General features: G+C 69.4%; 8 protein-coding genes. 4 read left to right on the plus strand and 4 right to left on the minus strand.

All coding sequences use genetic code 11. The annotated features are described in order from the left end of the window. Window positions 1-15 precede the first annotated feature (15 nt). Window positions 16-1,134 carry a magnesium/cobalt transporter CorA gene (corA, locus tag ACFOY2_RS45605; RefSeq protein ID WP_357817418.1) on the plus strand — a complete coding sequence of 373 codons (1,119 nt, stop codon included), beginning with the start codon at window positions 16-18 and terminating at the stop codon, window positions 1,132-1,134. A gap of 130 nt (window positions 1,135-1,264) precedes the next feature. On the opposite strand, the gene ACFOY2_RS45610 is transcribed toward corA, so the two are convergent. Further along, a complete protein-coding gene (locus tag ACFOY2_RS45610) occupies window positions 1,265-1,645 on the minus strand; it encodes a hypothetical protein (protein WP_379534398.1) in 381 nt (126 codons plus the stop codon). Between the two features lie 48 nt (window positions 1,646-1,693). On the opposite strand from ACFOY2_RS45610, the gene ACFOY2_RS45615 reads away from it, so the two are divergent. Next, the gene (locus ACFOY2_RS45615) at window positions 1,694-2,830 is read left to right on the plus strand and encodes a tetratricopeptide repeat protein (RefSeq protein ID WP_379534399.1); all 1,137 of its coding nucleotides are present in this window, start codon (window positions 1,694-1,696) and stop codon (window positions 2,828-2,830) included. 135 nt (window positions 2,831-2,965) lie between these two features. Here the strand turns inward: ACFOY2_RS45615 and ACFOY2_RS45620 are convergent, their stop codons facing one another. Next, window positions 2,966-3,919 (minus strand): GlxA family transcriptional regulator, encoded by a 954-nt coding sequence (locus ACFOY2_RS45620; RefSeq protein ID WP_379534400.1) that lies wholly within the window; start codon window positions 3,917-3,919, stop codon window positions 2,966-2,968. Window positions 3,920-3,990: 71 nt separating this feature from the next. Between ACFOY2_RS45620 and ACFOY2_RS45625 the strand changes: the two genes are divergently transcribed. After that, window positions 3,991-5,178, plus strand: coding sequence for a YbfB/YjiJ family MFS transporter (locus ACFOY2_RS45625; RefSeq protein WP_379534401.1), 1,188 nt, complete (start codon window positions 3,991-3,993; stop codon window positions 5,176-5,178). A gap of 380 nt (window positions 5,179-5,558) precedes the next feature. Here ACFOY2_RS45625 and ACFOY2_RS45630 read toward each other — a convergent pair whose 3' ends face one another. Both ACFOY2_RS45630 and ACFOY2_RS45635 read right to left on the minus strand, forming a co-directional pair. Then, window positions 5,559-6,155, minus strand: a complete 597-nt coding sequence (locus tag ACFOY2_RS45630) for a TetR family transcriptional regulator (protein WP_379534402.1) — start codon at window positions 6,153-6,155, stop codon at window positions 5,559-5,561. Further along, window positions 6,152-7,021 carry an enoyl-CoA hydratase/isomerase family protein gene (locus tag ACFOY2_RS45635; RefSeq protein ID WP_379534403.1) on the minus strand — a complete coding sequence of 290 codons (870 nt, stop codon included), beginning with the start codon at window positions 7,019-7,021 and terminating at the stop codon, window positions 6,152-6,154. Before ACFOY2_RS45635 ends, ACFOY2_RS45630 begins: the two co-directional genes overlap by 4 nt. Before the next feature lie 67 nt (window positions 7,022-7,088). Between ACFOY2_RS45635 and ACFOY2_RS45640 the strand changes: the two genes are divergently transcribed. Then, window positions 7,089-7,733 carry a DedA family protein gene (locus ACFOY2_RS45640; protein ID WP_379534404.1) on the plus strand — a complete coding sequence of 215 codons (645 nt, stop codon included), beginning with the start codon at window positions 7,089-7,091 and terminating at the stop codon, window positions 7,731-7,733. Window positions 7,734-7,959 lie beyond the last annotated feature (226 nt).

Raw genomic sequence — 7,959 nt, forward strand, 5'->3', positions numbered from 1 at the left:
CATTCAGGAGGTGGCATGGCCAAGATGAAGGGGTTTCGGCGCAGCGGCACGGCACGCGAGGAGGCGCCGGAACACTCGATGGACCCGCGTGCCACCGAAGAGCCCTCCGACCGTCCGACGGTCATCGACAACGCGATCTACAGGGACGGCGAACGCGTCGACAGCCCCCGCTCGCTGGCCGACGCGTTCGAACACCTCAAGCAGCTGCCGGACAGCATGGCCTGGATCGGCCTCTACCGGCCGAAGGAATGGGAGCTGGTCAAGCTCGGCGAGGAGTTCCAACTGCACGAGCTGGCGCTGGAGGACGCCATCGTCGGCTCCCAGCGTCCCAAGGCCGACCGCTACGGCGACACGCTGTTCGTGGTGCTGCGGGCCGCGCGTTACCTGGACGAGGTGGAGGAGGTCGCGTTCGGCGAGGTGCACGTCTTCGTCGGGCCCAACTTCGTCATCACCGTACGCCACGCGGAGGCGCCCGACCTGCAGGCCGTACGCAGACGCATGGAATCCGACCCCGACCTCCTCCGGCAGGGGCCCCAGGCCGTGCTCTACGCCATCCTCGACGCCGTCGTCGACGGCTACGCGCCGGTCGTGGCCGGGCTGCAGAAGGACATCGAGGAGATCGAGGTCCAGGTCTTCGGCGGCGACCCGTCGGTGTCGCGGCGCGTCTACGAGCTGTCCGGCGAGGTGATCGAGTTCCAGCGGGCCACGGCGCCGCTGGTGGGCCTGCTCCACGGGCTGATCGCCGGGGCGGCCAAGTACGGGGTGAACGACGAACTCCAGTCGTACCTGCGCGACGTGGCCGACCACGCGATCACCGTGACGGAGCGGATCTCGTCCTTCCGCCAGATGCTGCAGAACATCCTGGTCGTCAACTCGACGCTGGTGACGCAGGCGCAGAACGCGGAGATGGCCCGGATGACGGAGGCCAGCATCCGGCAGGGCGAGGAGGTCAAGAAGATCTCGGCCTGGGCGGCCATCCTGTTCGCTCCCACCCTGGTCGGAACCATTTACGGGATGAACTTCGATTTCATGCCGGAAACACACTGGTTGTTTGGCTATCCCTTCGCCATCGTGCTCATGGCCGCCGTCTGCCTGATCCTCTACATGGTCTTCAAACGCCGCGACTGGCTCTAGCTGCACTGCAACCTCGCTCGGCCAGTCGCGTGCGACTGGCGGCCCACCGGGGTTTTCCCTTCGCCACATTCGGAGGCCCTACCCGACCAAGCGGGCGCCAGCCGTCGGACGCTCCCCAGGTGCAGGCCCATCAGGGGTAGTGGGAGGTGCAGCCGTAGGCGTACGTCTTGTCGGCGATGCGGACGCTGTGACCTGGGGGAAGGACCGGGTCCAGTAACTGCGGGATGTCGATCACCCTCGCCGGGTCGTCGAACAGCGCGCCGAACTCCTCGTCCGTGAGGTTCGGCCCGGGGTTACTCTCGGCGACCAGGTCGACGACCGAGGTGAGCGCGCCCCGCTGGTAGACGCGCAGCCAGCAGACGTCCTCGTGCCACGGATAACCCAGCTCCCAGGCCAGCGCGTTGATCGCCCGTCTGAGGTCGTCGGGGTCGCTGAGGACGTGGATACGGCTGTATGTGTCGCCGTTGTTGTTGGTCATCAACGAGCGGTGCAACACGTAGTAGCTGTACACGCGATCTTCTCCTGCGGACGGGACGTGCGTGCTGGCAAAATAGCGCGAATGCGAGAGCTGTACGGCCCCGGCGACGGTCTGGAGAAGTTACGCGCAGCTGCTTCCGAGGGGCGGCCGGGAGCCGCGCGGGAGCTGGGGCACCGGCTGAGCATTCAGTGGGAGAGCGTCGATCTCCGGCATCCCGGCGACGTGCCCGAGGGCGAGCAGCTGCTGCGCCGGACGCTGGATCAGGATCCCGGGGACGCGGACACGGCCGTGTTGCTCGCCTGTCTGCTGCGACAGCAGTCCGGGGAGATCCACGAGAGTCTGTGGTCACGCAGCTTTCCGCCCTCGTCGAAGGAGCAGGGGGAGCCCGAGGCGATCGACGATCTGTGGGCGGATCCGCCCGGGTCGGAAAAGTGGCGGGAGCATGCCCACCTGCGCCTCGACGAGGCCGAACGCTGGTACCGCCATGTGCTCGACCTCGACCCGGACCACGAGGTGGCCACCGCTGGCCTGGCGTCGATGCTGGCGGCCGACTGCGGGGACTGGAACTGCCGGCGGGCGGGACGAACCAAGGACAAAAGGCTGCGGGAGGAACATTTCGGCGAGGCGGCGCGGTGGTGGCGCAGGCACCTGGCCATCGCCGGCGACAGCGACCTCGCGGCCGGTGCCCTCGCCGGCTGCCTGAGCGGGCGTGGCTCATCGGAGGAGGTCGCCCTCTGGCGCCGCCGCGCTGTCGAGGCGGCCCCGCAGAACTGGTGGGCGGCGATGGAGCTGGCCCTGACCACGACAGGGCAGGAAGACCGCAGTGACATCGAGCGCCGCCGCCAAGAGTTCAGCACCGCCGAACAACGCTGCAGGGGTCTCGCCGACGCAGGCGACCCTCAGGCCGTCTACAGCCTCGCCCTGCTCCTGGACGCGACCGGCCGCGAGGACGAGGCGGATCGCCTGCTCCGGCGGCCCACCACCGCCGAATTTCCTCTGGACCTGCACCACACCGGTTGGGACCAACCCGGAGCTGAACCGGCCCGATGGCTCGAATATCAGCTGAACAAGCACGGCGACCACACGGCCGCGCAGCGCTGGAACCGCCGCGCCGCGTGGCTGAAGGCGGCCGAGCCGGAGCCGATCCAGTCGCCGGACCCCGGGCCCGAGCGGGAATCCGGCGAGCGGTCCTTCCAAGACGACGACACCCCCTTCTGATAGGGGTCGTGCCATTGACCGCTTCCGCACTGCCAGGCAGCCCCGCCCATGCCCGCGGGAGATCGGCTGTCGGCGAACACGCGGCGCAGCGACGACGGCCTCGGACGGCCGACTCGGATGAGCGTCTTCAGCGCGTCAGCGGCGATCGCCGTGGCCGCGAAAGGTCCGCCGGTAGGCCGCCGGGGTCGTCCCCAGCCTGCGGTGGAAGTGCTGCCGTAGCCCGTCGGCGGTGCCCAGGCCGGAGCGCTCGGCCACCGCGTCAACTGTCAGGTCGGTGGTCTCCAGCAGTTCGCAGGCCCGGGCCAGCCGCTGCTGGTTGAGCCAGCGCAGCGGGGTGGCGCCGATCTCGCGCGCGAAGTTCCGGCCGAAGGTGCGCAGGCTCATCCCCGCCCGCTGGGCCAGCTGGGCCATGGTCAGCGGCTCGTGCAGCCGGGCCAGCGCCCAGTCCAGCACCGGGGCGAGGCTCTGCGGAGCGGGGGCGGGCCGTAGCGGCGCGTACTGGGTCTGGTCCCCCTCGCGATGCGGGGCGACGACCATGCGGCGGCCCACCGCCGCGGCCGCCGCCGTGCCGTAGTCCGTGCGCACGATGTGCAGGCACAGGTCGATGGCGGCGGCCGTGCCCGCGCTGGTGAGAATGGCGCCGTCGTCGATGTACAGCGCCCGGTCGTTGACCTGGACGCGGGGATGGCGGCGGCGCAACTCCTCGGCGTACATCCAGTGCGTGGCCGCCTCACGGCCGTCCAGCAATCCCGCCGCTGCAAGGACGAAAGCGCCTGAGCACAGGGAGGCGATGCGGGTGCCGCGGGTGTGCGCGGCGCGCAGCGCGTCCAGTAGCCCTGCCGGAGGCTCGTAACCGACGTTCATCAGACAGGCGGGCACCACGATCAGGTCCGTGTCCGCCAACGCCTCCAGCCCGTGCTCGGCCTCCAGGCGCAACCCGCCGGGCGCTTGCTGGGCGCCACCGGGGGTGGTGGCGCACAGGACCAGCTCGTAGCCCTCGCCGCCGAAGACCGCGCACGGCACGGCGAGCTCCAGCAGGGAGGCCGGGTCGAGGAGGGTGACGGCCACGCGAAGAGGCTTGATGGTCATGGCGCAAATCTAGCGCATCATGACGTTTCTGCCACTCGCCCGATATCTACCCAGGTAAGAGCATGAATGTCATGAATCGATCGCTGATCCTGGGCGGCGCCGCCGTCATCGGTGTGACCTTCGGCCTGGCCCGCTACGGCTACGGACTCTTCGAACCCGACCTGCGCCGGGAGTTCGACCTGTCCATGTCCGCGGTGGGGCTGATCGGCAGCGCGACCTACGCCGGCTACCTCCTCGCCCTGCTGCTCGTCGGCGCTCTGGTGACCCGCTTCGGTCCCCGTCCGCTGGTGATCGCGGGCGGTGTCTCCGCCACCGCCGGGATGGCCTTGGTGGCTTTCGCGCGTGAACCGGTGGCGCTGACGGCTGGGCTGATCCTGGCCGGGACCAGCTCCGGCTGGGCGTGGGCGCCGTACTCCGATGCGGTGGACCGGGCGGTGCCGCCGGGGCGGCGGGAACGGGCCATGGGCATCATCTCGTCGGGCACCGCGTTCGGCGTGGTGGTGGCCGGGCCGCTCGCGCTGCTCGCGCAGGGCACGGGATGGCGGATGGTCTGGCTGCTGTTCGCCGCGATCGCGCTCGCGACCACGGTGTACAACGCCCGGGTGCTTCCCGCCGGAGCACACCGCCCGGCGCGCAGCGGCTCGCGGGTGGGGCTGCGATGGCTCGCACGCCGTTCGGCGATGCCGCTGTATGCGATGGCCGTGGCCTACGGTCTGGTCGGGTCGGTCTACTGGCAGTACGCGGTGGCGGCCGTCGAGGACGGAATGGGCGACGGCCGGGCGACCGCGCCGCTGTTCTGGACGCTGGTGGGACTCGCGGGCACGGCAGGCGCGTTCACCGGGCACGCCATCGGCCGCTACGGGCTGCGGCGGGTGCACACCGGGATCTTCGCCGGGCTGGCCGTAGCCGTGGCGCTGCTCGGGCTGGCGCCTGGGTCACTGCCCGCAGTGATCACGTCGGCGGTGCTGTACGGCCCGCTGTTCATGGCCGGCTCTGGGCTGCTGGCGGCCGCGAGCTACCACCTGTTCCCCGAACGACCGGCCATCGGGTTCAGCGCCGCGGTGGCGTTCCTGGCGGTGGGCACGATCGCCGGGCCTGCCACGCTGGGGATGGTGGCGGACGCCTACGGCCTTCGGACGGCGTTCCTGGCGACGGCCGCGGTGGCCATGCTGGCCCTGCTCGCACGGCCACGCGCCACCAACGGGCACACAGCCCGCGCCGCCGGACCGACAGCCGGCCGACCAGTTCGGGCTCGTTGACCGAGTCGCTGTTCACCCGGGCGCTGTCACTGCTGGACTCCCTCCAGTCGCGCCGGCACTTTGAGAGCAAGCATGTGCGCCCTCGCCACCTGCTTGAGCGGGCGTAACGCAGCGGAGGAGGTCGCGCACTGGCGCCGCCGCGCCGTCGAGGCGGCCCCGCAGAACTGGAAGGCGGCCGAGCCGGAGCCGATCCAGTCGCCGGATCCCGGGCCCGAGCGGAAATCCGGGCAAGCCGGTCGGCGTCAGTGGCGTGAATGGTCAATCGCCGCATCCGCCGTCTGTAAGGGGGTGATCTGCCGGCGCCCGACCCGATCGTTGCCCGTTTTCCGCAACAAGCAGACGACGGCATCCCCTGCGTGTCCGATCGCCGGGAGCGGGCGTCACAGGGACAGTTCACCGCGCAGGCGGTCGAGGCCGCCGTCGAGCAGGGACAGATAACGGTGGACGAAGCCTTCTGAGACGTCGTCGGCGGTGGCCGTCCAGACGGCGATGGCCACGCCGATGATGGCCCCGGACAGGGTGAGCACGGCGATGTCATCGGCGGGACGACCGTGGCGGGTGGCCAGGGCGGTCGCGAGCAGAGGGGTCGCCTGCGCCATGTGCCCGGGCACCCTGGCGCGCAGTTCGGGCACGCGGCGCAGCAGTTCCTCGCGTTGGCGGTTGACGGACAGCCCTTCCTCCGTGGCCAGTTCGAACAGCCGGTGGATCGCCAGCCGTAGTGCGTCGATCGGGTGGCTGTCGGCGGGGAGGTCCCGCATCGCCTGGACGACCAGGAGGTCGCCGACATCGTGCAGGACGATGTCGGCTTTCGTGGGGAAGTAGCGGAAGAAGGTGGCTCGGGACACCTCTACCGCCTCGACGATCTCCTCAATGGTCGTGGCCTCGTACCCCTGCTCGTCGAACAGCCGCAGCGCCTCGCGCTGGATCGCGGACTTGGTCTTGGCTTTCTTCCGGGCGCGCAACCCGCTACCGCTCATGTCTGATCCTGTTCCGGCCGGGCGTCCTGGAATCGTCCGGACATCTGGCGCAGCATATCCAGCCGTCCCGCCTGCCCCATGGTCATCCCCCACAGCTGGTGGGCGGCGTGAAAGCCGTAGTCGTCGACCAGCGCCTGCTTCCATGGGCGCGAGACGATGGCGTGCGTCAGCCGCCGCGCCGCCCGCGGCCGCTGCATGATCATCTCGGCGATCTCCCAGGCGCGCGGGAGCAGTCGCTCCCGCGGCAGCACCTCATTGACCAGGCCCAGCTCCAGTGCGGTACGGCCGTTGAGCCTGGCGCCCGTGTACATGTAGTAGGAGGCGCGCTTGATGCCGATGGTCCGCTGCAGGGTGAGTCCCATCCCGTCGCCGGGCACGCCGCCGCCGAGAAAGTGCGGGTCGAAGAAGTCGGCGTCCTCGACACACAGGGTGATGTCGCACGCGGTCGCGAATTCGCAGTGCGTGCCCGGCCCGTTGACCGCCGCGATCGTTGGGATGTCGACCGAGAAGATCAGGTTCTCCAGCAGTTTCGCCATGTCGTAGTACATCTTGAGCTGGCTGTCGCCCGACCACTGCGCGAAGGGTGTGTGCCAGAGCGCGGCCGGGTCGCCGGTGTGCCAGCGGTCGCCGGTCCCGGTGAGGATGAGCACTTCGTTCTCCGGGTCGTTGCCGACTTCGAGCCATGCCTGGCCCCATGCGTTGTGCGCGGCCCAGCTGTGCTGGAACGGGCCGTCGTCGGTGTGCATGCGCAGCTCGATGATGCCGTCTCGGCGGGTCATGACGAAGAAGTCCGCGTACTTCTCGGCGTACTCCTCGAACCGTGACGGGTTCACGCGGGCGTCCCACTGCGACAGGTTCTCCGGCATGTGCTGCTGTCCTCTTCTCTATATTGAGACGTGTATAAATTGATACTAGTCTCATTTAGGAGCGTTGATGACAACGGACCTGCTCGACCTCGTACGCGACCTCATAACCTCACCCTGGATCTATGTGATCCTCTTCACGGTCACCGCACTGGACGCCGTTCTTCCTCTCGTCCCGAGCGAGAGCGTGGTCATCCTGGTCGGCGCGTACGCCGCGGGCGGGGAGCCCAACCTGGTCGTGGCCATCGTGGCCATCGCGCTCGGCGCGCTGGGCGGAGACTACGTCTCCTACTGGATCGGCCGCACGATGGGCGCCCGGCTCTACCACCGCATGAAACCCGGCACCCGCCGCCGCGCCGCGATGGAGCGCGTGGCCGCAGCACTGGAACGGCGCGGCGGCGTGATCCTCATCATCACTCGCTACCTGCCCGCGCTCAGGAACATCACCACCCTCACCGCCGGAGCGGTCGGCTACCCGCAGCGTCCCTTCCTGCTCTACAAGTCGATCGCCGCCCTGACCTCGGCGCCGATCGGCATCCTGCTCGGCTACCTGGGCGGCCTCGCCGCCGGTGAGAACCCCATTGCGGGTGTGGCCATCGGGCTCGGACTGGCTGTCATGATCAGCATCGTGGTGGAGAAGCTCCGCTCCCGGACCCGCGCCTTGCAACTGGCTCCGGCCGGGGACCCGAAGGCCGGTCAGGACCAGGAACGCTGACGCGCCACACCGTCGAGGCGCGATCGCAACGTGGTCTCGATGCCCTCTCCGTCCAGGGTCTCAGGCGAGCAGGCCCGTCAGCTCCACGGGTAGCCCAGCTCCCAGGTCAGTGCGTTGACCGCCTGTCTGAGGGCCGCGCCCAGGGAGGTGGTGTTTGAGAAGGCCACCCGCAATCCGGTGGACTATTAGGAGGCAATCGCCTCAATATTCACTTTAGCATCGTTTG

The sequence above is a fragment of the Nonomuraea purpurea genome, from assembly GCF_042650645.1.
Taxonomy (GTDB): Bacteria; Actinomycetota; Actinomycetes; order Streptosporangiales; family Streptosporangiaceae; genus Nonomuraea; species Nonomuraea purpurea.

Coding starts and splice junctions, on each gene's coding strand:
- ACFOY2_RS45630 (WP_379534402.1), bottom strand. CDS start 6,155: ATGAGCGGTAGCGGGTTGCGCGCCCGGAAGAAAGCCAAGACCAAGTCC.
- ACFOY2_RS45625 (WP_379534401.1), top strand. CDS start 3,991: ATGAATCGATCGCTGATCCTGGGCGGCGCCGCCGTCATCGGTGTGACC.
- ACFOY2_RS45640 (WP_379534404.1), top strand. CDS start 7,089: ATGACAACGGACCTGCTCGACCTCGTACGCGACCTCATAACCTCACCC.
- ACFOY2_RS45620 (WP_379534400.1), bottom strand. CDS start 3,919: ATGACCATCAAGCCTCTTCGCGTGGCCGTCACCCTCCTCGACCCGGCC.
- corA (WP_357817418.1), top strand. CDS start 16: ATGGCCAAGATGAAGGGGTTTCGGCGCAGCGGCACGGCACGCGAGGAG.
- ACFOY2_RS45615 (WP_379534399.1), top strand. CDS start 1,694: ATGCGAGAGCTGTACGGCCCCGGCGACGGTCTGGAGAAGTTACGCGCA.
- ACFOY2_RS45635 (WP_379534403.1), bottom strand. CDS start 7,021: ATGCCGGAGAACCTGTCGCAGTGGGACGCCCGCGTGAACCCGTCACGG.